A 19,416-nucleotide genomic window follows, 5' to 3' on the forward strand; every position below is an offset into this window, starting at 1 on the left:
GCCGGGGCACCGGCCCGCGCGACGTCAGGAGGACGGCGACCAGAAGGCGGCCAGCTCGCCCGCCCCCGGCATCAGCCCGTCCCAGCCGCCGGGCACGTCCACCACCGCGACGCCCGACGTGGGAAACCCCGCCCGCAGCCGCTTGAGCAGCTTGGACGGGCCGGAACCGCACAGCGCCGACGCCAGCTCGTGGAGCCCCGGATTGTGGCCCACCAGCACCACGCAGCCGAGCGGACCGCCGCGTTCGGCCAGTACGGTGACCAGCGTGTTCGGCGGCGCCTTGTAGAGCCGGTCGTCGTAGACGGCCGGGGGCGGCTCCGGCAGCGCCGGCACCATCAGCTGCCACGTCTCCCGGGTGCGCAGCGCCGGAGAGCACAGCGCCAGGGCGGGCGCCAGGCCGGACCGCGCCAGCCAGCGGCCCGTGCGCGGCGCGTCGGACCTGCCCCGGTCGCTCAGGGGCCGGTCGAAGTCCTCCGGCCGGGCGTCCTTCGGTACGGCCTTGGCGTGCCGGACGAGCACCAGCCGGCGGCCGCCGGGGCCCGAGGGGGCCGAGGACGAGGGGGCCACGGGCATGGCCGCCTCCTTTCGCCGCGGATCCGGGCACACGTACACGGTCATGGTGCGGGGACCGCCCGCGGCACGCATCCGCTCGGGCGGACGCCGGAAGGATCGGGCAAACGGCGAAAGATCAGCCCCACCAGGCGTCATGTGCCACCGGCCGGGGAAGGCGCCCCGACATGCCCGAAACGATCAGCAGCATCGCCACCCTGGTCGCCCGGCGCCGCCGGGAGCCGGTGGCGGTGCAAGCCCTGCGTTCCACCGCGGCGGCCGTCGTCAGCTATGTCGTGGCGCTCCGGCTCAGCAGCGAGCCCAGCCCGCTGACCGCCCCGCTGACCGCCCTGCTCGTCGTCCAGGTCACCCTGTACTCCACCCTCACCACCAGCATCCGCAGGGTGAACTCGGTGGTCGTCGGGGTCCTGATCGCGATCGGGTTCAGCGCGCTGGTCGGCCTGACCTGGTGGAGCCTGGGCCTGCTGATCCTGGCGTCCCTGGTCGTGGGCCACCTGGTGCGGGTCGACGAGTTCGTCCCCGAGGTCGCCATCAGCGCCATGCTCGTCCTCGGCGTCACCCAGGTCACGGACACGGCCTGGGACCGGGTGCTGGAGACGCTCATCGGCGCGGTCATCGGGCTGCTGGTCAACCTGTTCCTGGCACCGCCCCTGTGGGTCGGCCCCGCCGGCACCGCGATCACCGACCTGGCCCGGCGCATGAGCGGACTGCTCGACCACCTCGGGGAGGAGCCCCTCGGCCCCACCAAGGTCGAACAGGCCGCGGCCCGGCTGCACGAGGCCCGCCGGCTCGACAACGACGTCGCCCAGGTCGACGCCGCCCTGCGGCAGGCCGAGGACAGCCTCCGGCTCAATCCCCGGGTCAAGGAGGGCCTGCTCTTCCGGCTGGTCCTGCGCACCGGCCTGGACACCCTGGAGATCTGCGCCGTGGTGCTGCGGGTGGCCTGCCGGACCCTGACCGACCTGGCCAAGGCCCGCCCCGACGGCCCGCTCTTCGACGCCGCGACCGCGGCGGCCCTGCGGCAGGTACTGCGCCACACGGGCATCGCCGTCGAGAGCTTCGCCCAGCTGATCACCGCCCAGGTCAGCGCCAACGCCGAAGAGGCCGAGGCCCAGCTGACCGCCGAACTGGCCGTCGCCCGCGCCCACCGCGACCGGCTCGCGGACCTGCTGCTCGCGACCACCCGCGAGGACGCGGCGCAGTGGCAGCTGCACGGCGCACTGCTCGCCGAGATCGACCGGGTCCTCGACGAACTCGGCGTCGACAAGCGCTCCGAACGACTGCTGGAGGAACTCGACCGCCACACCCGCACCCGCCGCTCCGACCGGCTGCGCGACCGCCTGAACCGGCTCTCCGAGCGGCTGCGCGGGCGCCTGGGCGTGGGCCGCTAGCGGGCCGCCGGCGCGCGGCGCGACGCGGCGCTCACGGGGGCGGCAGGAGCGGGCCCAGGGGCCCGAGGTCGAGGTTGAGGTCGGCGAGGGTGAGGCCGTGCTGCGCGCACAGTTCGGTCATGCGGTCGTGGAGGGCGAGCAGGGTCGCCCCGAGCTCCTCCTCCTGGGCCTCGCTGAGGTCCCCGGCGTCGACGCGGCGCAGGGCCTGCCGTTCGACGAGCTGGCGCAGGAGTTCGACCACGGTCAGGACCAGCTTGACCAGGTCGTCGGGGGCGGTGTCGGGGCCCGTACGGATCCGCCGTGCGGGGGAGGGGGCGCGGGAACGGTCCCCCGCCGGGGCGTCCGAGGGCGCTGCCGGCAGCACCCGGAGGGCCTCGGCCAGGGCGTCGCCGACGCCCCGCAGGTCGGGGCCGCGGGCGACGGGGTCCGGGGGAGGGCCGGGCGGAGTGCTACGGCTCATGGCCGTCCCCCGGCGGGGGAGCACCGGCCGTGCTCACCGAGCTGATCAGGGCGCGCAGGGAGATCTGTACAAGGTCGATGTCGGCGATGGACAGGACGATGTCACCGGTGACCACGACGCCTCCGGCGAGCAGCCGGTCCAGGAGGTCGACGAGGGCGACCTGCCGGCCGGGCAGGGCCGGGTCGCGGTCGGGTTCGGCGTGGCCGTACGGCTGGGCGAGGCTCATGGCACGGGGGGAGGCGGGGTCGGTCCGGCGGCGAACGAGTACGGCGCCCACGGCCCGGTGAGCTCGACGCGGACCCCGGGAAGCGCCCCCGCGACCTCCTGGACCGCCGCCCGGAAGGCGTCGGCGACCTCGTCCGGCACCAGGAAGGCGTCGTTCAGCACGTTCTCCCCCGCCTCGCCCGGCCCGGGGGCGGCCAGCGGGCCGCGCTGCACCGGATGGCGCGCGTGGGCCGCCCCGCAGCGCCGCGCCACGGCGGCGATCCGCTCCCCGGCCTCGCGCGCCTGCCGGTAGTGGTCCTCGTGGGCGTGGTGCTGGGCCCTGCGCGCGCGCAGGTAGGCCTTCCCGGGGCTGAGGCCGGACGCGGGTCCGGGTGCGGCTGCGGGGGCGGTGGCGCCGGCGGGGCGGACGTAGACCTTCACGCCGTACTCGGTGTGCGCGCGGAGCCGGGCCAGCCGCTCGGCGAAGTCCGCGCGCTGCGCCCGCAAGGCCTGGAGGGCGCGGTCGCGGTCCTCGTAGAGGGTGGCCAGGCGCAGCGGCAGGACGGTGGTGCGGGCCGCGAGCGCCTCGATGACGCGGTGGTGGGCGCGGGCGGTGTCCCCGAGCCAGTCCAGGTCCTCGAAGTGGACCTTGAGCGCCTCCTCGGTCCAGTCGGGACGGTCGACGTCGCTGACGACGAACGCGACCGGGCCGGGACCGGGGCCGGGACCGGGGTCCGGCGGGACGAGGAGCGTCACGGGCCTGCCGGCGACGCCGGTGAGGGCCGCCAGCACCCCGTCCAGCGCCGGCGAGGGCTCCGCGACGGCGTAGACGTAGGTGAGCGTCCCCGCGCCGCCGGCGGGAGCGGCGGGAGCGGCGGGACCGGTGGGCCGGGCGGGAGCGGTGGGGTCGGCAGGACCGACGGGACCGGCGGGACCGGCGGCAGGATCGTTCATGGTCGGCTCCGGCGCTGCGACGGCCTCGTGCGCGCGGGCCGCTCCTCCGGCTCGGACAGGGGCTCGGCCGCGGCGCCGTCGGTGAGCCGCTCGCGGCGCAGCTGCGCCAGCTCGGCGCGCAGCCGCTCGTTCTCCGCGGCCAGCGCCCCGTCGTCGCGGGCCGCCCCGAGCTCCTCGCCGGCGTGGCGGGAGGACAGCGACGGGTCGTGCTCCCACCAGTCGATGCCCATCTCCTTGGCCTTGTCCACCGAAGCGATCAGGATCCGCAGCTTGATGGTGAGGAGTTCGATGTCGAGCAGGTTGATGCGGATGTCGCCGGCGATCACGATGCCCTTGTCCAGCACGCGTTCGAGGATGTCCGCCAGGCTGGCCGAGGAGCTCGGCGGGTAGCCGGCCATCGCCGGTCCCGTACCGAACCTGCGGTCCAGGGGGCCGGTCACGGGCCTTCGCCTGCCCGGAACCGCTCGATCTCCACGAGGCGGTCGATCAGCCGGTCCTCCTCGCGCGCGAAGGTCTCCTCGTCGATCTCGCCGTCCGTCAGACGCCGTTCGAGCTCGGTGAGCTGCGCCAGGACCGGGGCCGGGTCGTAGTACTCGGCGGTGGCCTGGTCCAGCAGGCGCTGGGCGACCCAGAGCACGCCCTGGGCGGGGAGCAGCGGCAAACCGACCAGTTTCTGCAGCAGGCCCATCGGGGGCGCTCCTCTCACCGGCCTCACGGCACGAAGCTGTACGGGGGCAGCGGCCCGGACAGGCGCACCGAGACGCCCTTGTCGTCGTCCCGTGCCACGGCGGCGTGCGCCTTGACCAGCGCCGCCTCCTCGTCACGGGGCACGAGCAGGGACAGGTTGAGGAAGTCCTCGCTCCCGACCGGCTGGTGCAGGACGTGCTCCCGGGCCGGCCCGACCAGGGCCCGTACGAGGTCCGAGGCGGCGCTCGCGTGCCGCAGCTCGACCTCGGCGGCGACCATGCGCCCCAGTTCCAGGGGCAGCCGCGGGTCCTGGGAACCGGCGACGATCGCGTCGTTGAGCCGGCGCGCCTCCGGTGAGTCGTCCAGGATCTCGCGCAGGAGCCGCTCCTGCTCGCGCGAGGCCTTCACGTTGTACTCCGCGCAGCCCTCGACGCGGTCCAGCGCGGCGCGATAGGTCTGCGCGTGCTCCTCGAGCGTGTGGCGGACGGACGCGTCGTCCGGCGCCGTGTAGCCGAACTGCAGGGGCAGCGGCGTCCCGTCGGCCATGAGACGGTCCTGCACGGCCTGGTGCGCGGCCACGTCCCGCCTGCGGGGGCGGATCTCCTCGTCGATGTCGCTCACCACGGCCCGCAGCTCGCCCGCGGCCAGGACCCGTACGGGCGCGGCGCGGGCCCCGACGCCCGTGGTTCCGTCGAGCCGGCACGGGTGGTCGCGTGACGTGATGGCGTAGACGTAGACGGTCATGGGTCACTTCCTCTCGCGCCGCACCGGCCGCCGGGCGGGCCTCCGGCGCCGCACGGGCTCCGCCTCCTCCTCCAGCTCGTCCTCCTGCTCCTCCTGCTCCTCCTCCGGCTCCTCCTCGGCCTCCTCGTCCTCGCTCCGGCCGCGCAAGGACTGCGTGACGGCGTCCAGCGCGCCGCCGAGCGCGCCCTTCGTCTTGCCGCGGCTGCCGCCCTCGACCACCTTGCCGACGACGTCGGGCAGCTGGGCGGGGGCGCTGCGGCCGGATTCCAGGTCGAGGCGGTTGCAGGCCTCGGCGAAGCGGAGGTAGGTGTCGACACTGGCGACGACGATCCGCGCGTCGATCTTGATCAGCTCGATCCCCACCACGGAGACGCGCACGAAGGCGTCGATGACCAGCCCCCGGTCGAGGATCAGTTCCAGGACGTCGTACAGGCTGCTCGAACCGCCTCCCCCGGCACGGCTGAGGCCTGGGCCTCCCTGCGGCACCATCGTCATGGCGCTTCCCTTCCGGGCCGGTGCCGGTGTTCAGGCACCCGGCCGGTCGATCATGCCCCGGCTGTACCTCCGGGTCCGTTCGTAGGAGATCAGTTCGCCCTGGTCGTCCAGCGTGACGCGGTAGCTGCCCATGACGCTGGTGGTGTCCGGGACGCGTTCGAGCTCGACCACCTCCACCACCGCTTCCCAGCCGTCGTCGGTCGGCTTCACGGACGACACCGACTCGGGACGCCGCCCGAGCAGCTCCGAAAGCTGTTCGGCGGCGGCCCGCAGCGCCGCCGCGGGGCCGGACGCCTCGCGTCTGCGCGGGGCACCGGTGCCGCGAGCCGGCCCGGCCCTGGGCCGTCCGTCGTCGTCCGGGCGCGGGCGGCGGCGCCGAGCCGGTTCCGGTGTGGCCATCTGCTCACCTCGCGAACCGGATCTCCATGGACGGGTACTTCTCCCCGGAAACCTTCGGAGCACACCACCAAACGGGAATTTTCTCGACATAAGCGGCATATCCCGGGCCAGGGCGAGCAGCCCCTCTAGATACCAGCGACGTTTGGAAGGGACCGGGCTGATGCAGGACTCCAGCAAGATCGCCCTGGCAGCCGCCCTCACGGGAGGCTACCTACTGGGCCGCGCGAAGAAGGGCCGCATGGCCCTGTCCCTGGCGACCTACCTCGCCGGTCGTCGATTCGGCCTCGAACCGGGTCAGCTGCTGAGCGAGGGGCTGCGCAGGCTGGGGGAGATGCCGCAGGTCGCCGAGCTCGGCGACCAGGTCCGCGGCGAAGCGCTCGACGCGGGCCGCAAGGCCCTCGCGGCCGCCGCGAACCACCAGCTGACCAGCCTCGCCGACACCCTCCACCAGCGCACCTTGGAGCTCAAGCGGGGGCGGGGGCGCGAGGAGCCGGAAGAGCGGGACGAGGACGACGAGGAGTACGAGTACGAGGACCAGGCCTACGACGAGGAGCCGTACGACGACGAGCGGTACGACGACGAGCGGTACGAGGACGAGGCCTACGACGAGGAGCCGTACGAGGACGAGCGGTACGAGGACGAGCGGTACGACGACGAGCCGTACGAAGCTGCCGACGAGGGATACGAGGAAGAGGAAGCCGAGGAGCCTGAGGACGAGGAGCCCGAGGGCGAGGCGGACGAGGAGCCGGAGGACGAGGGCCCGGACCTGGAAGGCGCAGCGGAGGAAGAAGAAGGCGAAGAGGGCGAAGAAGAGGAAGAGGAACGCCCCCGCAAGCGGCGCACCGCGGCCCCGGCCGGGAAGACCGCCACCTCCCGCACCGCCCCGGCGAAGAAGGCGACGCCGAGGAAGACGCCGCGGGCCCAGGCCGGCAAGCCCGCTCCGCGGACCGGGAAGTCCGCGACGGCGGCTCGCGCGTCGGGTACGGCGGCCAAGGCCTCGGGCGGCACGGGCTCCAGGAGGACCGCCCCGCCCCGCAAGAGCACGTCGGCCGGCAAGTCCACCCCGGCGCGCAAGCCGGCCTCGGCCGGCAAGTCCACCGCGGCCACGAAGTCCGCCTCGACCGCGAAGTCCGCCTCGACCGGGAAGTCCGCTCCGGCCGCGAAGTCCGCCTCGGCCGCGAAGTCCGCTCCGGCCAAGTCCGCCGCGGCCGGGAAGTCCACCGGGGCCGCGAAGTCCACCGGGGCCAAGAAGTCGGCTCCGGCGAAGAAGGCCGCTCCGGCGCGCAGGACCACGTCGGCGAGCCGCCCCACGGCCAAGAAGGCCGCCGCCGCCAAGCCCCCCGCCAAGAAGGCGGCGGCGAAGCGGGCCACGGCGAAGGCCCCGGCCAAGAAGACCGCCGCGAGCCGGTCGGCCCGCAGCGGCAGCGCCAAGAAGACCGCGTCGTCGTCGGCGAAGAAGACGACGGCGCGCAAGCCGTCGACGCGGAGGTAGCACCATGGCCACGAAACAAGGCTCCCGTTCGTCGAGGCGCGAGGACCGCGAGGGCCGCGACGGCCGGTCACCGGTGGACCACCTGCTCGGCGAGCTCTCCGGCTATCTGACGGCCCAGGCCGACCAACTGGCCGACAAGGCCTCCGACAAGCTCGGTGACGTCACCGACCAGCTCCAGGACGTGGCCGAGAACGGCGGCACCCTCGGCGACCTGGGCGGCCGCCTGCTGGGGGGCGACTCACCGCTCAAAGCGGCCGTCGGCAGCACGCTGGGCGGCCTGAAGGACAAGGCGCTGGAGGCCGTCGGCGTCGGCTCGGGCGGGAAGGGCAAGGGACGCAAGGGCGGATCCAAGCCCACCCACATCTGCGAATCCGTCGACGTGGGCGTTCCCCTGCGCACCGCGTACGACCAGTGGACCCGGTACGAGGAGTTCAGCCGCTTCGCCAAGGGCGTCCGCAACGTCTCCCAGGGGGAGGACACCACCTCCGACTGGAAGGTCAAGGTCGGCCCCTCGACCCGTAGCTGGAAGGCCACCGTCCAGGAACAGGTCCCCGACGAGCGGATCGTGTGGACCTCGGAGGGAGCCAAGGGCACCACCCGCGGATGCGTGACCTTCCACGAACTGGCCCCCTCCCTCACCCGCATCCTCGTGGTCGTCGAGTACTACCCCTCCGGCCTGTTCGAGCGGACAGGCAACCTGTGGCGCGCCCAGGGCCGCCGCCTGCGCCTGGACCTGAAGCACTTCGCACGCCATGTGAGCCTCTCGGACGAGGAACCCGACGGGTGGCGGGGCGAGATACGCGACGGCGAGGTGGTCCGCACCCACGAGGAGGCGCTGGAGGAGGAGTCCGCGGCGAACGAGCAGGAGGAACCGCAGGACTACGAGGACGAGGAGTACGAGGGCGACGCCGAGGAACCCTACGCCGACGAGGACGAGGACGAGGACGAGGACGAGGACTACGACGCGGAGACGGCGGAGGAACCGGAAGAGGACGAGGAAGACGAGGAAGGCGAGGAGGGCCCGGAGGGCGAAGAAGACGCCGGCGCAGGCCGCTCCGGACGCCGCCGCACCGCCACCGCGACCGCCCGCCGGCGCGCCCGTTGACGGGCCCGGACGGCGAGGCGAGGAGCCGCCCCGTGCGCAGCGTGGGCGTGGAGGAGGAACTGCTGCTGGCCGACGCCGCGACGGGGGAGCCGCTGGCCCGGTCGACGGCCGTCCGGGCCGCCGCCGGGCAGCGCGGCCTGGAGTCGGAGTTCAAGGAGGAGCAGGTCGAGTTCGCCACCAAGCCGGTCACGGAGATGGGCGAGCTGCGCGAGGAGATCCTCCGGGGCCGCGCCGAAGTGGCCCGCCGCGCCGCCACGGTCGGCGCGGTCGCCGTCGCGATCGCCACCTCACCGCTGCCGGTCCGGCCCTCGCTGTCGCCGGGCCCGCGCTACGCGTGGGTGGCGCGCCAGTTCGGCCTGACCGCCGAGGAGCAACTGACGTGCGGATGCCACGTCCACGTCTCGGTCGACTCGGACGAGGAGGGCGTCGCGGTCCTGGACCGCATCCGCACCTGGCTCCCCGTGCTGACCGCCATGAGCGCGAACTCCCCGTTCTGGCAGGGACAGGACAGCCGGTACGCCAGCTACCGCAGCCGGGTGTGGAACCGGCTGCCGTCGGCCGGTCCCACCGACCTCTTCGGCTCCGCCGACCGCTACCACGCCGAGGTCCGCGCGATGGTCGGTTCGGGCGTGCTGCGCGACGACGCCATGGTGTACTTCGACGCCCGGCTGTCCGCCTCCTACCCCACCGTCGAGGTGAGGGTGGCGGACGTGTGCCTCGACGCGTCGACGCCGGTGCTCCTCGCCGCCCTCGTACGGGGCCTCGTGGAGAGCGCGGCCCGCTGCTGGCGGGCCGGCGCACCACCGGCCCGGACGAGTACGGGCCTGCTGCGGCTGGCCTCCTGGCAGGCCGGCCGCTCGGGGCTCGACGGCCCGCTGCTGCACCCCGCGTCGATGCAGCGGGTCCCGCCCGGGGAGGCCGTGCAGGCGCTGTACGGGCGCGTCCGGCAGGCGCTGGTGGACCACGGGGACGACGCGCTCGTCCGCGCCGGGATCGCCGGCCTCCTGGAGAGCGGCAACGGGGCCCGCGTCCAGCGGAACCTGCTGCGGACGGAGGGGGACCTCGCAGGCGTCGTACGCCACTGCGCCCGCCGCACCGCACGGGTCCCCGACTGAACGCGCCCCGCCGGACCCCCCACCCGATCGGGCGGGCGGGGGCCGGGCCGGGCCGACCGGCCGCCCTCACGGGACGACGGCCGGAACCCGTTCCCCGGGCGCCACCGGCCCCGGCGCCGTGCCGTCGCCGAACGGCCGCCCGCCCAGGACCTCGCGCTCGTGCGGGGCGAGCCAGCCCGACAGATCGGGCCCGGCCGGCACGATGCCGGTGGGGTTGATGTCCGAGTGGACCCGGTAGTAATGCTGCTTGATGTGGCCGAAATGGACGGTGTCGCCGAACCCGGGGGTCTGGAACAGATCCCGCGCGTACGCCCACAGCACCGGCATCTCGGTGAGCTTGCGCCGGTTGCACTTGAAGTGGCCGTGGTAGACGGCGTCGAAGCGGACGAGCGTGGTGAACAGCCGTACGTCCGCCTCCGTGATCGTGTCGCCCACCAGGTAGCGGGATCGCGCGAGCCGGTCGGAGAGCTCGTCGAGCCGGGCGAACAGCCGCGCGTAGGCGGCGTCGTAGGCCTCCTGCGAGCCGGCGAAGCCGGCCCGGTAGACGCCGTTGTTCACGTCCGCGTAGACCACCTCGTTCACCGCGTCGATCTCCGGCCGCAGGGCGGCGGGGTAGAGCTCGGGCGCCCCGGGCCGGTGGAAGGCGGTCCATTCCAGCGACATGTCGATCGTGATCCGGGCGAAGTCGTTGGTCACGACCTTGCCGGTGGGCACGTCCACGACGGCCGGCACGGTGATGCCCCGGTCGTAGCCGGGGTCGCGGGCGAGGTACGCCTCCTGGAGGCGCTCGATGCCGAGCACCGGGTCCCGCCCGCCCGGATCGAGGTCGAAGGTCCAGCTGCGCTCGTCGTGCACGGGACCGGCCACGGCCATCGGCAGCGCCTCCTCCAGCCCCAGGAGCCGGCGCACCACGACCGCCCGGCTGGCCCAGGGGCAGGCCCGGCTGACCACGAGCCGGTACCGTCCGGGCTCCACCGGGAAGCCGTCGCGGCCGTCGGCTGTGATCCTGGTGGTGAGGTACCGGCTGTCGCGCGCGTACTCCTTGCCGGCGGTCACGTACGTCATGGCGGGCTCCTCCGGGCCGTACGGCTCATGCCCGCGCGGCTACCCCGTGCCCGGCGGCCGTACGCGCCCGCGCCGGGTGCCCGCGGCCGGACCCGCACGGAAGGAGGGCGGCGCGATGCCCGCACCGTCACGTCCCCTGGCCGTCGTCACCGGCGCCTCGACCGGCATCGGGTACGAGATCGCCCGGGAACTGGCCGACGCGGGTCACGACCTGATCGTCGCGGCCGAGGACCCCGGCATCCACGACGCCGCGCGACGGCTCGCCCGGCACACCCGGGAGGTGGAGGCGGTCAGGGCCGACCTGGCCACGTACGACGGCGCGGAGACCCTGGTGCACGCGGTACGGACGGGCCGACGCCCGGTGTCGGTCCTGGTGCTGAACGCGGGCGTCGGCAGGGCGGGCAGGTTCCTGGAGACCGACCTCGCCGACACCGCACGGGTGATCGACCTCGACATCGTCTCGACCGTGCACCTGGCCCGCCGGCTCCTGCCGGACATGGCCGACCGCGGCGCCGGACGGGTCCTGCTCACCTCGTCGGTCGCCGCCGAGCTCCCCGGGCCCTACCACGCGGTCTACAACGCCTCCAAGGCCTTCCTGGACTCCTTCGGCCTGGCCCTGCGCGACGAGCTGTCCGGCAGCGGCGTCCTGGTCACCGTCCTGCTGCCGGGCGCGACGGACACCCGCTTCTTCGCCCGGGCCGGCCTGCTGGGGACGCGCCTGGGCCGCACCCGCAAGGACGATCCCGCCCTGGTCGCCCGGCAGGCCTGCCGGGCCCTGGCCGCCGGGCGGGCGCGCGTCGTGGCGGGCTCTGCGGCGACCCGGGTCGGCGCACGGGTGCTGCGCGTCCTGCCGCGCCGGGTGCGCGCCGCCCTGCACCGCCGCCTGGCCCGCCCGGTCCACGGCCGCAGCGGCTTCTCCGGCGCGCTCCTCGGCCGCGCGGCGCGGCGGCGCGGGGTTACGCCCTGCCGTCGCCCGGACGCGCCGCCAGCGGAGGCGAGCCGTGCCCGGCGGTCCGCGCGGCGACCACGACACTGATCGTCTTCCCCGACGGCCGGGCCTCGACGGCCACGCTCTCGGCCAGCTGCTTGATCATGCGCCAGCCGAACCGGCCCGGCACGTCGGCGGGCGTCGGCCGGTCCACCGGCGGGTCCGGGTTCGCGTCGGACACCTCGATCACGGTGTGCGGCGGGCGGCAGCGGACCAGGAAGCCGGTCACACCGCCCGCGTGCCGCCGGGCGTTGGCGACGAGCTCGGTGACGACCAGGAGCGCGTCGTCGGCCTCCGGGCCCGTGACGCCGTGGGCGGCGAGCACGGCCCGGGTGGCACCCCGGGCCTGCTCGCACGTCAGGCCGCCGACGGTTCGCGGTGCCATGACCGTCCCTTCGTCCGTCCTCAGCGTCGGATGTGTGCCGGTGCTCCGGCGCGCCTGCCCCGGACCGACCGAGGGGGGTCCGGCGGCGGCGCTCGCAGTCGGCGTCTGTCCTCGGGCCAGGAGTCGAAACCAGCCGCGCCCCCGGTTCGGGCCGCATCCTCCCCCGTCCGGCCCCGCAAGGTCGTGCCGGTGCGTCAGGGGTTTCGCTCGGCGGACGGACGGCGGCCACCTCTTCGTTCCGGAGGCTGACGGCCGCGCCACGGCCCTGGTGGTGGGAGGGATCACCGAGGCGGGCGTGGAGCCCCTCCGGCGCGGGCTGCCGGCCGCCGTGTCGTCGTCCACCGGGGCCTGCCCCTCACGGCGGGACGGCCCGCGGCGGGAACGGCGGCGGGCTCGGCCCGTCACCCGTTCGGGGCCGGCGGCCCAGGGCCCGGCGCGCCGACCGGCGGGAGGTCAGTCCCGCTCCGGCTCCTCCTCCACCACGTGGACGGCCGCTTCCTCCGCGGCCGCGGCCCCGCCGTCGATGCCCGCGTCCTTGGCGACCACGGAGATGTGGCGGACGGGGGCGCCCTCGTCGACGGGGGTCATCCGGCCGGCCCGCTCCCGCCCCGCCGTGGAGGCGTCGCCGCCCGGGTCACCCGTGAGGTCCTCGCTGCCGTCCGGCCCTGTCCGCCCCTGCTGGGCGCCCGCGTCGCCGGGGCCGCCGCCCAGTTCGTCATCCAGGTCGTCGCCCGGGTCGGCCTCCGACGCCCGGTCCGCCTCCTCCGGCGTGGCCGGCGCTTCCGGTTCCTCCTGGGCGAGGCGCTGGTCGAGCGTCTCGCCGGCGTGCTGCTCCTCGGCGGTGGTCCCGTACCTGGTGGCCGCGAGCGGGCGGTCGGGCGGCGAGTAGCCGGTGTCCAGCGTCTCGTCCAGGCCCGGTTCGCCGAGGGCGTTCTCCATGTCCGGCTGCGATTCGCCGGGCTCGGCCTCCTCCTGGGGCTGGTAGACGTCGTCTGCTTGGGTTTCGCGGTCGCTCACGACCGTCGCCTCCTCTCGCGTGGTGCGTTCGCCGGCGGCCCGTCCCGTCACAGGCCGGCCGCGTCCGCTTCGTCGGCCGTGCTGCGGGACCGGTGTCCGGCGGGCCGGCTGACGCCGATCAACTCGAGCATCTTTTCCATCACCGCGTCGAAGTCCTCCCAGGGGCTCGCCGGTTCCTTGCCGGCACGACGAACGGTCCTGGCCGGGTCACTGCTTCCGGTTCCGGTGGACTGCATCGTGGTCTCCTTTCCCGGCCCGCCGCCGCCCCCCGGCGCCCTCGTCCCCCGACGTGCGGCGCGACGGAAGGCCTGTGCCGCGCACGTCTTCCCCGGATCGCCGGGGCTCATGCTGCGAAAAGGTGCGTGGTCACGGCCCATGAGTACGGACGAATCGGGTAGGCGCCGTGCACCGCCGGCACCGGGCCGGCCGGTCCTCACCGAGGAACGGAAAGGAGAAGGCCATGCCCCGTGGCTCGTCCCCCAAGCGGGAACGGCAGTACGAGCACATCAAGGACTCGGCGCGCGACCGCGGCGAGTCCGAGAAGCGGGCCGAGGAGATCGCCGCCCGCACGGTGAACAAGGAACGCGCCCGTTCCGGCGAGTCGAAGACGGCGAGCCGGTCCTCCACCCAGGACATGTCCTCCTCCCGCCGGGGCGGACAGCGCTCGCACAGCGGCTCCGAAGGACCGACCAAGGAGCAGCTCTACAACGAGGCGAAGAAGCGGAACATCAAGGGCCGTTCCCAGATGGACAAGGCCGAGCTGAAGGAAGCGCTGGGCCGCTGAGCAGCGCCGCGCCCCCGCGGGGGAGCGCGGCGCCCTGCTGCGCCCGGCGCCCCGGGCCGGGGCCGGGTCGGCGCGCCGGGCCCGGGCCGCCCCCGGACGGCACGACGCCGCCCGGTGGTGGTTTGGGCGGGTGTGACGGGGCAGACGCAGCACGGGGCCGCGGGGCGCGGTGCGATCTTCCCCCCGGTCCACGACCTCGCGGTCCCGCCCGGCCCCTCCTCACCTCCCCCTCTGGGGCCGGGCCCCACGGAAAGCACCACGGGGCCCCTCGGAAGCGGAACGGAGAACGCCATGACCGGGCTGCCGGGCGAACCGATGGGACCGATCGGACCGACCTCCGCCGAGGTGTCCGGGGCGCCGTGCTGGGTGAACCTCATGACCCACGACATCGACGCCGCGGAACGCTTCTACGGCGCCGTACTCGGCTGGAGCTTCCGCCCCACCCGACTCGGCCCCGCCTTCCGCGTCGCCGAGGGGGAGGGCGTACCGGTGGCCGGGATCGGCGCGCAGGCCGGCACGTTCTCCGTGGCGGTGGCGTGGACGCCCTACTTCGCGGTGGCCGACGCCGACGCGGCGGTCTCCCGGATCCGCGAACGCACCGGTACGGTCGCCGTCGGACCGGTCCGCTTCGAGGGAGCCGGCCGGGGTGTCCTGGCGGCGGACCCGCAGGGCGCCGTGTTCGGCCTGTGGGAGGGCCGGGTCTTCGCCGACTGGTTGACCGCCCCGCGCGCCGCACCCGCCTGGGTGGAACTCCGTACGCGCGACGCCTTCGCGGCGGCCGTGTTCTACGGCGAGGTGCTCCTGTGGGCCACCGGCGAGAGCGGCTGCTGCGACGTCTCCTACGAGCGGGACCGCATCGTGCTGCGGCACGACGGCCGCGTCGTGGCCCGACTCGACGGCGGGCCGGCGCAGGAGGCGTCGGCCGAACCGGTCCGGCGCCCGCACTGGCACGTGCACTTCCGGGTCGCGGAGCTCGACGCGAGCGTGGCGGCCGCGGCCGCGCACGGCGGCGACACCGTGGCCGTCGACCCCTCGCCCGGCCCGGAGGGCCGCTTCGCGACCCTGCGCGACCCCGAGGGCGCCCTGTTCGACGTGTGGGAACCCCCGGCCACGCCCCCCTGACGCCCCGCACTTGCCGGGCACGGGACCACCTGCTCGGGAGCGGCGGTTTGCGGGCACTGCTGCTCAGCCGAGCTTCCACAGCCGTACGCTGCCGTCAGCACTGCCACGGGCAAGGGTCCTGCCGTCAGGGCTGAATGCCATCGACGATGCTGCGGCGGCTGGGCCGCCGCAACGCGGGGGGCCGGTGCATCAGCGCCAGCGGATGGCCCTCGGCGCGAAAGGGCGGAGAGCCGACGAGCAGCTCATGGAGTACACATCCGAGCGCTGGACCGGCCGGTGACGCATGCGAGGACGACGTCGGCGGCGAAGCCGGATTCCCCCTTGGAGGCGTGCTCGGCGGCCGAGGACCGGCATGGGCGTACCCGACCCAGGACAGGAATGGTCGCAACGGGGATCGGGCACTTGCCGGACCCGAGACCCCGGCCCTGCCCGGACCGGCCGACGGGAGCGCGGAGTGACCAAGGAATGGCTGCCACCGGAGGAGTTCGCCGCCACGCTGCCGAAGGCCGCGGTGTTCGGCGCGGTGTTCTTCACCGACGACGAGGACCGCCCCGTCCAGCTGCGCGCCACCTATTCCAGCATCCACCCCTGGCAGTGGCCCGGCGGTGTCGCCGAGCCGGGCGAACGCCCGTGGGAGACCGCCGTACGCGAGTGCCGGGAGGAGACCGGGCTCCTCGTGCCCGGACCACCTCGGCTCCTGGCCGCGGTGTTCGGTCTGCCCGGCGCCGACTGGCCGCTGAACACCGTCGGTTTCGTCTTCGACGGCGGCCGCCTCGACGCCGCGCGGCTCGCCGGCGTGCGGCTGGATCCGGACGAGCACGACGACGTGCGCGCCCTGTCGGTCCCCGACTGGCGCGATCTGATGCCGGCCCGCGACCACGCCCGCCTGGAGGCGGTCATGGAGGCCCGCCGCACCGGCGTCCCGGCGTACTTCGACACCTGGGACTGGGAGTCGTAGCCGGGCACCGGATAATGATCAGGTGACCACTCCAGTGATCTCGGCCCGCGAAGGCGACGTGCTCGCGCTGCTCGGGGAGCACCTCAGCAACGCGGAGATCGCCGCGCGGCTGTTCATCTCCGTCCGTACGGTCGAGTCGCACGTCTCGTCGCTGTTGCGCAAGCTGGAGCTGCCCGACCGGCGGGCGTTGGCCCGGCGTTCGGCCGAACTCGCCGACGCCCGGCGGCCGCAGCCGGCCCCCGTGATCCCGGCCCCGCTGACGACGTTCGTCGGACGGGCCCGGGAGCGCGGCGAGTTGACCGACGCGATACGGACCCACCGGCAGGTGACCGCGGTCGGACCGGGCGGAGTGGGCAAGACGCGGCTCGCGCTGGCGGTGGCGGCGGAGATGGCCGGCGACTTCGCCGACGGCGTGTGGTTCGTCGACCTGGTGCCCGTCACCGATCCGGGACGGGTCGGCGCGGCCGTCGCCGAGGCCCTCGGAGCGGCGGAACAACCCGGCCGCGGCATCGACGACGCGGTGGTGGCCGCGCTGTCGGACCGCGAGACGCTGCTCGTCCTGGACAACTGCGAGCACCTCGTCGACGGAGTGGCGCCCTTCGTCGAACGCCTGCTGGTGGCCTGCCCTCGGCTGCGCGTCCTCGCGACGAGCCGGGCCCGGCTGATGGTGCCGTTCGAGCGGGTCGCCCCCGTCCCTCCGCTGTCCCGGGTCGGCGGCGGCGCATCGGACGCGGTGACCTTGTTCCTGGAGCGCGCGGCGGCGGTCGGCCGGTCGCCGGAACCGGCCCTGCACGACCAGGTCGCGGCCCTGTGCGAACGGCTCGACGGCATGGCGCTCGCGATAGAACTGGCGGCGGCGCGCTGGCCCACGCTCGGGCTGGACGGCCTGACGGCCGGCCTGTCCGACCAGTTGCGGATCCTGGCCGGCGGCCCCCGCGCCGACGGCCGGCACCGGTCGGTGCGGGCCGTACTGGACTGGAGCCACGACCTGCTCCACCCGCAGGACCGGGCGCTGCTGCGGCGCGTGTCGGTGTTCGTCGCCCCGTTCTCGGTGGAGGCGGCCGTCTCCGTCGCCGCCTTCGCCCCGCTGAGCCCGGCCACGGTCGCCGACGGGCTCGGCCGCCTCGCCGATCAGAGCCTGCTCACCGTGACCCGCTCCGCCGCCGGCACCCGCTACCAGGCGCTGGAGACGATCCGCCAGTACGGCACCGAGCACCTCACCGACGCCGCCGAGCTGACCGCCGTCCGGTCCCGGCACCTGGCGTGGTGCCTGGCCGCGGCGACGGCGCTGGTGGCGTCGGCGGACGGCGACGGGGTGCCGTCGGGCGCCGGGGGAGCGGACGTCCGGCCCGGCGACAGGGGAAGCGGATCGGCCGCGGGCGCGCCGCGGGCCCGGTTCGACGCGGTGGCCGAGGACTGCCGGGCCGCCCTCGCCCGGTGCGCGGACGAGCCGGCGTACCGGGCCGACGCCCACCGCCTCGCCCTGCTGCTGGCCCGGCTGACCTTCACCCGTACCCTGCTCGGCGAGTCCCAGCAGCGCTTCGAGCAGGCGGCCGCCCTCGCCGGTGACGGCACCGCCGCCGCGGCGGCGCTCCGGCAGGCCGCCGGGGTGGCCGGGTGCCGCAGGACGGGCGAGGACATGTTCCGCCTGCACCGCGCCGCCGCGGACGCCGCCCTGCGGGCCGGCGACACCGGCAGCGCCGGCCGGGACCTGGCGGCGGCCGCCACCGTCGCCTACCGCTTCTCCAGCACGTTCACCCAGCTGCCCGCCACCGACGAGGTGAGGGCCACCCTCGCCGAGGCCCGAACCCTCACCACCGCCCCCGGCACCGGGTCCACCGCCCCCGGCACCGGCTCCACCGCCTCCGGCACCGCGTCCGCCGAGGCGGGCGATCCGGCCGCCGCCGCGGCCCTCGCGCTGGCCGAGGCGGCGGTGCTCGCCGACGCGTTCGGCGCGGTCCAGGGCGACGCCGACAACACGGCGCAGGAAACCGTCGCGTACGCCGAGCGGGCCGTCGAACTCGCTCGCCGCACGGGCGACCCGATCGCCGAGTCCGCGGCCCTCGACGCGCTCTGCGGCGCCCGCAGCTGGGCCGGCGACCCCTTCGGGGCCGCGGCCGCCGCCCGCCGCCGCGTCGACGTCCTGGCCCCCGCCCCCCGCACGCCCGCCGGCACGCACGAACAGGTGGACGCCCTCGCGATGGCCGCCGGCAACGCCCTCGGCGTGGGACGGCTCCCGCAGGCCCGCCGGTTCGCCGGGCAGCTCGCCGGCCACCCGCTGCTGGCCGAGGCGGGCCACCACGCCACCTCCTGGCTCCTCGTCGCGGAGGCACTCGCCGGCCACACCGACGCGGTCCTCACCACCAGCGGGAGGTTCCTCGACGCCTGGGAACACAGCGGCCGGCAGCGCTCGTTCGTCCTCGGGCCCGCCGCCGCGTCGGTCGCGATGGTCCACGGCCTGCGCGGTGACGACGACGCCCGCGCCCACTGGCTCGCGATCGCCGGTCAGGCCGGGCCCGCCCTGGACCACCGCCACGGCCACGGCGCCGTCTTCGACGCCCTGGTCCTGCTGCACCACGGGGACGCGGAGGCGGCCCTGCACCGGCTGGCGCCGTCACCGCAGGAGGTCTGGAAGTGGGTCTGCTGGGTCTGGCTGCACTGGTACGTCGCCCTGCGCGCGGAGGCGGCGGTGCTCGCCGGGCATCCGCACGCCCGCGAGCGGATCGCCGACGCCCGCGGCGTGGTGGCCGGCAACCCCGTCGCCACCGCCCAGCTCGACCGTGCCGAGGCCCTGCTCGACGGCGACCGGGACCGGCAGCTCGCCGCCGCGGCGGCCTTCGAGGCGGCCGGCTGCCCCTACCAGGCGGCCCGCACCCTGGTCCTGGCCGGCGGCGGCCTCAGCTCGCCGCCTGCTTGACCAGCGCGGCGATCCGCTCCTCGACCTCGGGCGTGACCTCCGTCAGCGCGAAACCGGTCGCCCACATCGCACCGTCGTCCAGCCGCGCCGCGTCGTTGAACCCGAGCGTGGCGTAGCGCGCCTTGAACTTCGCCGCGCTCTGGAAGAAGCAGACCACCTTGCCGTCCCGGGCGTAGGCCGGCATGCCGTACCAGAGCTTCGGCGCCAGGTCCGGGGCGTGGGTCGTGACGACCGCGTGGACGCGTTCGGCCATGACCCGGTCCGAGTCGGGCATTTCCGCGATCTTCGCGAGCACGTCGCGCTCGGCCTCCGCCGCCTTCTCCGCCGCCGACCCGCGCCGGGCCGCCTTCTTCTGCTCCCGCGCGTGGTCCTTCATCGCGGCCCGCTCCTCGGCCGTGAATCCCTCGTAGGAGCTGTTGCCGTCACTGCTCATGGTCACTGGTCACCCTTGTCGTCGTGAGCCCGCCGGGCCGGATCACCGTGCCCGTCCCGATCGCTGTGTCCCCATGGTGCCCCCGCCCGGACCCCCACCGCCTCCGTGCTCACCACGGAAAGACCACGGAA

The 19,416-nt window shown here is 75.2% G+C and carries 24 protein-coding genes; 9 read left to right on the top strand and 15 right to left on the bottom strand.

Features of this window, described 5'->3' with window-relative positions:
* Positions 1-24 precede the first annotated feature (24 nt).
* The gene (locus tag LG632_RS07320; protein ID WP_226726013.1) at positions 25-573 is read right to left on the bottom strand and encodes a SixA phosphatase family protein; all 549 of its coding nucleotides are present in this window, start codon (positions 571-573) and stop codon (positions 25-27) included.
* A gap of 164 nt (positions 574-737) precedes the next feature.
* Between LG632_RS07320 and LG632_RS07325 the strand changes: the two genes are divergently transcribed.
* Positions 738-1,961, top strand: a complete 1,224-nt coding sequence (locus tag LG632_RS07325; RefSeq protein WP_226726014.1) for an FUSC family protein — start codon at positions 738-740, stop codon at positions 1,959-1,961.
* A 31-nt stretch (positions 1,962-1,992) separates the two neighbouring features.
* Here the strand turns inward: LG632_RS07325 and LG632_RS07330 are convergent, their stop codons facing one another.
* Genes LG632_RS07330 through LG632_RS07365 form a run of 8 tightly spaced genes read right to left on the bottom strand, consistent with a single transcriptional unit; the run spans position 1,993 to position 5,904 of the window.
* Complete coding sequence (locus LG632_RS07330; protein ID WP_226726015.1) at positions 1,993-2,421, bottom strand: gas vesicle protein K; 429 nt, start codon at positions 2,419-2,421, stop codon at positions 1,993-1,995.
* Positions 2,411-2,647, bottom strand: a complete 237-nt coding sequence (locus LG632_RS07335; protein ID WP_226726016.1) for a gas vesicle protein — start codon at positions 2,645-2,647, stop codon at positions 2,411-2,413. Before LG632_RS07335 ends, LG632_RS07330 begins: the two co-directional genes overlap by 11 nt.
* Positions 2,644-3,579 (bottom strand): GvpL/GvpF family gas vesicle protein, encoded by a 936-nt coding sequence (locus tag LG632_RS07340; RefSeq protein WP_226726017.1) that lies wholly within the window; start codon positions 3,577-3,579, stop codon positions 2,644-2,646. Before LG632_RS07340 ends, LG632_RS07335 begins: the two co-directional genes overlap by 4 nt.
* On the bottom strand, positions 3,576-4,019 hold the full coding sequence (locus tag LG632_RS07345; RefSeq protein WP_374203423.1) for a gas vesicle protein: 444 nt from the start codon (positions 4,017-4,019) through the stop codon (positions 3,576-3,578). The genes LG632_RS07340 and LG632_RS07345 overlap by 4 nt, the downstream gene beginning before the upstream one ends.
* Positions 4,016-4,267, bottom strand: coding sequence for a gas vesicle protein GvpG (locus LG632_RS07350; protein WP_226726018.1), 252 nt, complete (start codon positions 4,265-4,267; stop codon positions 4,016-4,018). Before LG632_RS07350 ends, LG632_RS07345 begins: the two co-directional genes overlap by 4 nt.
* A gap of 23 nt (positions 4,268-4,290) precedes the next feature.
* The gene (locus tag LG632_RS07355; protein WP_226726019.1) at positions 4,291-5,010 is read right to left on the bottom strand and encodes a GvpL/GvpF family gas vesicle protein; all 720 of its coding nucleotides are present in this window, start codon (positions 5,008-5,010) and stop codon (positions 4,291-4,293) included.
* Between the two features lie 3 nt (positions 5,011-5,013).
* Positions 5,014-5,505, bottom strand: a complete 492-nt coding sequence (gvpJ, locus tag LG632_RS07360; RefSeq protein ID WP_226726020.1) for a gas vesicle protein GvpJ — start codon at positions 5,503-5,505, stop codon at positions 5,014-5,016.
* A gap of 30 nt (positions 5,506-5,535) precedes the next feature.
* Complete coding sequence (locus LG632_RS07365) at positions 5,536-5,904, bottom strand: gas vesicle protein GvpO (RefSeq protein ID WP_226726021.1); 369 nt, start codon at positions 5,902-5,904, stop codon at positions 5,536-5,538.
* 160 nt (positions 5,905-6,064) lie between these two features.
* Here LG632_RS07365 and LG632_RS07370 point away from each other — a divergent pair, with 160 nt between their 5' ends.
* The 3 genes from LG632_RS07370 to LG632_RS07380 are packed head-to-tail and all read left to right on the top strand — an operon-like array spanning position 6,065 to position 9,616.
* The gene (locus LG632_RS07370) at positions 6,065-7,396 is read left to right on the top strand and encodes a histone protein (protein ID WP_226726022.1); all 1,332 of its coding nucleotides are present in this window, start codon (positions 6,065-6,067) and stop codon (positions 7,394-7,396) included.
* Between the two features lie 4 nt (positions 7,397-7,400).
* On the top strand, positions 7,401-8,501 hold the full coding sequence (locus tag LG632_RS07375) for an SRPBCC family protein (RefSeq protein WP_226726023.1): 1,101 nt from the start codon (positions 7,401-7,403) through the stop codon (positions 8,499-8,501).
* A gap of 32 nt (positions 8,502-8,533) precedes the next feature.
* Positions 8,534-9,616 (top strand): glutamate--cysteine ligase, encoded by a 1,083-nt coding sequence (locus LG632_RS07380; RefSeq protein ID WP_226726024.1) that lies wholly within the window; start codon positions 8,534-8,536, stop codon positions 9,614-9,616.
* A 66-nt stretch (positions 9,617-9,682) separates the two neighbouring features.
* Here the strand turns inward: LG632_RS07380 and LG632_RS07385 are convergent, their stop codons facing one another.
* Complete coding sequence (locus LG632_RS07385) at positions 9,683-10,681, bottom strand: glutathione S-transferase family protein (RefSeq protein WP_226726025.1); 999 nt, start codon at positions 10,679-10,681, stop codon at positions 9,683-9,685.
* Between the two features lie 115 nt (positions 10,682-10,796).
* On the opposite strand from LG632_RS07385, the gene LG632_RS07390 reads away from it, so the two are divergent.
* Positions 10,797-11,717 carry an SDR family NAD(P)-dependent oxidoreductase gene (locus LG632_RS07390; RefSeq protein WP_226726026.1) on the top strand — a complete coding sequence of 307 codons (921 nt, stop codon included), beginning with the start codon at positions 10,797-10,799 and terminating at the stop codon, positions 11,715-11,717.
* Here the strand turns inward: LG632_RS07390 and LG632_RS07395 are convergent.
* The 3 genes from LG632_RS07395 to LG632_RS07405 all read right to left on the bottom strand — a co-directional run bounded on the left by LG632_RS07395 (position 11,638) and on the right by LG632_RS07405 (position 13,307).
* On the bottom strand, positions 11,638-12,054 hold the full coding sequence (locus LG632_RS07395; RefSeq protein ID WP_226726027.1) for an ATP-binding protein: 417 nt from the start codon (positions 12,052-12,054) through the stop codon (positions 11,638-11,640). The two genes, LG632_RS07390 and LG632_RS07395, sit on opposite strands and share 80 nt — an antisense overlap.
* 453 nt (positions 12,055-12,507) lie before the next feature.
* Positions 12,508-13,071: a DUF5709 domain-containing protein gene (locus tag LG632_RS07400; RefSeq protein ID WP_226726028.1), complete on the bottom strand. Its 564-nt coding sequence runs from the start codon at positions 13,069-13,071 to the stop codon at positions 12,508-12,510.
* A 47-nt stretch (positions 13,072-13,118) separates the two neighbouring features.
* Positions 13,119-13,307: a hypothetical protein gene (locus tag LG632_RS07405; protein WP_226726029.1), complete on the bottom strand. Its 189-nt coding sequence runs from the start codon at positions 13,305-13,307 to the stop codon at positions 13,119-13,121.
* A gap of 224 nt (positions 13,308-13,531) precedes the next feature.
* Between LG632_RS07405 and LG632_RS07410 the strand changes: the two genes are divergently transcribed.
* Positions 13,532-13,855 (top strand): plasmid stabilization protein, encoded by a 324-nt coding sequence (locus LG632_RS07410; protein WP_226726030.1) that lies wholly within the window; start codon positions 13,532-13,534, stop codon positions 13,853-13,855.
* Positions 13,856-14,146: 291 nt separating this feature from the next.
* Positions 14,147-14,977 (top strand): VOC family protein, encoded by an 831-nt coding sequence (locus LG632_RS07415; RefSeq protein WP_226726031.1) that lies wholly within the window; start codon positions 14,147-14,149, stop codon positions 14,975-14,977.
* Between the two features lie 63 nt (positions 14,978-15,040).
* Here the strand turns inward: LG632_RS07415 and LG632_RS30695 are convergent, their stop codons facing one another.
* Positions 15,041-15,118: a hypothetical protein gene (locus LG632_RS30695; RefSeq protein WP_226726067.1), complete on the bottom strand. Its 78-nt coding sequence runs from the start codon at positions 15,116-15,118 to the stop codon at positions 15,041-15,043.
* A 313-nt stretch (positions 15,119-15,431) separates the two neighbouring features.
* On the opposite strand from LG632_RS30695, the gene LG632_RS07425 reads away from it, so the two are divergent.
* Both LG632_RS07425 and LG632_RS07430 read left to right on the top strand, forming a co-directional pair.
* Positions 15,432-15,935 (top strand): NUDIX domain-containing protein, encoded by a 504-nt coding sequence (locus tag LG632_RS07425; protein ID WP_226726032.1) that lies wholly within the window; start codon positions 15,432-15,434, stop codon positions 15,933-15,935.
* Positions 15,936-15,957: 22 nt separating this feature from the next.
* Positions 15,958-18,852: an ATP-binding protein gene (locus LG632_RS07430; protein ID WP_226726033.1), complete on the top strand. Its 2,895-nt coding sequence runs from the start codon at positions 15,958-15,960 to the stop codon at positions 18,850-18,852.
* Here LG632_RS07430 and LG632_RS07435 read toward each other — a convergent pair.
* Positions 18,833-19,285 (bottom strand): iron chaperone, encoded by a 453-nt coding sequence (locus tag LG632_RS07435; RefSeq protein ID WP_226726068.1) that lies wholly within the window; start codon positions 19,283-19,285, stop codon positions 18,833-18,835. The genes LG632_RS07430 and LG632_RS07435 overlap by 20 nt on opposite strands.
* Between the last annotated feature and the right edge of the window lie 131 nt (positions 19,286-19,416).

This window comes from Streptomyces antimicrobicus, assembly GCF_020532625.1.
GTDB classification, from domain to species: Bacteria; Actinomycetota; Actinomycetes; order Streptomycetales; family Streptomycetaceae; genus Streptomyces; species Streptomyces antimicrobicus.

Excerpts from the sequence above, each read along its gene's own strand:
- LG632_RS07325 (WP_226726014.1), top strand. The coding sequence starts at position 738 with ATGCCCGAAACGATCAGCAGCATCGCCACCCTGGTCGCCCGGCGCCGC.
- LG632_RS07370 (WP_226726022.1), top strand. The coding sequence starts at position 6,065 with ATGCAGGACTCCAGCAAGATCGCCCTGGCAGCCGCCCTCACGGGAGGC.
- LG632_RS07350 (WP_226726018.1), bottom strand. The coding sequence starts at position 4,267 with ATGGGCCTGCTGCAGAAACTGGTCGGTTTGCCGCTGCTCCCCGCCCAG.
- LG632_RS07330 (WP_226726015.1), bottom strand. The coding sequence starts at position 2,421 with ATGAGCCGTAGCACTCCGCCCGGCCCTCCCCCGGACCCCGTCGCCCGC.
- LG632_RS07320 (WP_226726013.1), bottom strand. The coding sequence starts at position 573 with ATGCCCGTGGCCCCCTCGTCCTCGGCCCCCTCGGGCCCCGGCGGCCGC.
- gvpJ (WP_226726020.1), bottom strand. The coding sequence starts at position 5,505 with ATGACGATGGTGCCGCAGGGAGGCCCAGGCCTCAGCCGTGCCGGGGGA.
- LG632_RS07335 (WP_226726016.1), bottom strand. The coding sequence starts at position 2,647 with ATGAGCCTCGCCCAGCCGTACGGCCACGCCGAACCCGACCGCGACCCG.
- LG632_RS07390 (WP_226726026.1), top strand. The coding sequence starts at position 10,797 with ATGCCCGCACCGTCACGTCCCCTGGCCGTCGTCACCGGCGCCTCGACC.
- LG632_RS07410 (WP_226726030.1), top strand. The coding sequence starts at position 13,532 with ATGCCCCGTGGCTCGTCCCCCAAGCGGGAACGGCAGTACGAGCACATC.
- LG632_RS07395 (WP_226726027.1), bottom strand. The coding sequence starts at position 12,054 with ATGGCACCGCGAACCGTCGGCGGCCTGACGTGCGAGCAGGCCCGGGGT.
- LG632_RS07435 (WP_226726068.1), bottom strand. The coding sequence starts at position 19,285 with ATGAGCAGTGACGGCAACAGCTCCTACGAGGGATTCACGGCCGAGGAG.
- LG632_RS07340 (WP_226726017.1), bottom strand. The coding sequence starts at position 3,579 with ATGAACGATCCTGCCGCCGGTCCCGCCGGTCCCGTCGGTCCTGCCGAC.
- LG632_RS07405 (WP_226726029.1), bottom strand. The coding sequence starts at position 13,307 with ATGCAGTCCACCGGAACCGGAAGCAGTGACCCGGCCAGGACCGTTCGT.
- LG632_RS07415 (WP_226726031.1), top strand. The coding sequence starts at position 14,147 with ATGACCGGGCTGCCGGGCGAACCGATGGGACCGATCGGACCGACCTCC.
- LG632_RS07355 (WP_226726019.1), bottom strand. The coding sequence starts at position 5,010 with ATGACCGTCTACGTCTACGCCATCACGTCACGCGACCACCCGTGCCGG.
- LG632_RS30695 (WP_226726067.1), bottom strand. The coding sequence starts at position 15,118 with ATGGCATTCAGCCCTGACGGCAGGACCCTTGCCCGTGGCAGTGCTGAC.
- LG632_RS07365 (WP_226726021.1), bottom strand. The coding sequence starts at position 5,904 with ATGGCCACACCGGAACCGGCTCGGCGCCGCCGCCCGCGCCCGGACGAC.
- LG632_RS07385 (WP_226726025.1), bottom strand. The coding sequence starts at position 10,681 with ATGACGTACGTGACCGCCGGCAAGGAGTACGCGCGCGACAGCCGGTAC.
- LG632_RS07375 (WP_226726023.1), top strand. The coding sequence starts at position 7,401 with ATGGCCACGAAACAAGGCTCCCGTTCGTCGAGGCGCGAGGACCGCGAG.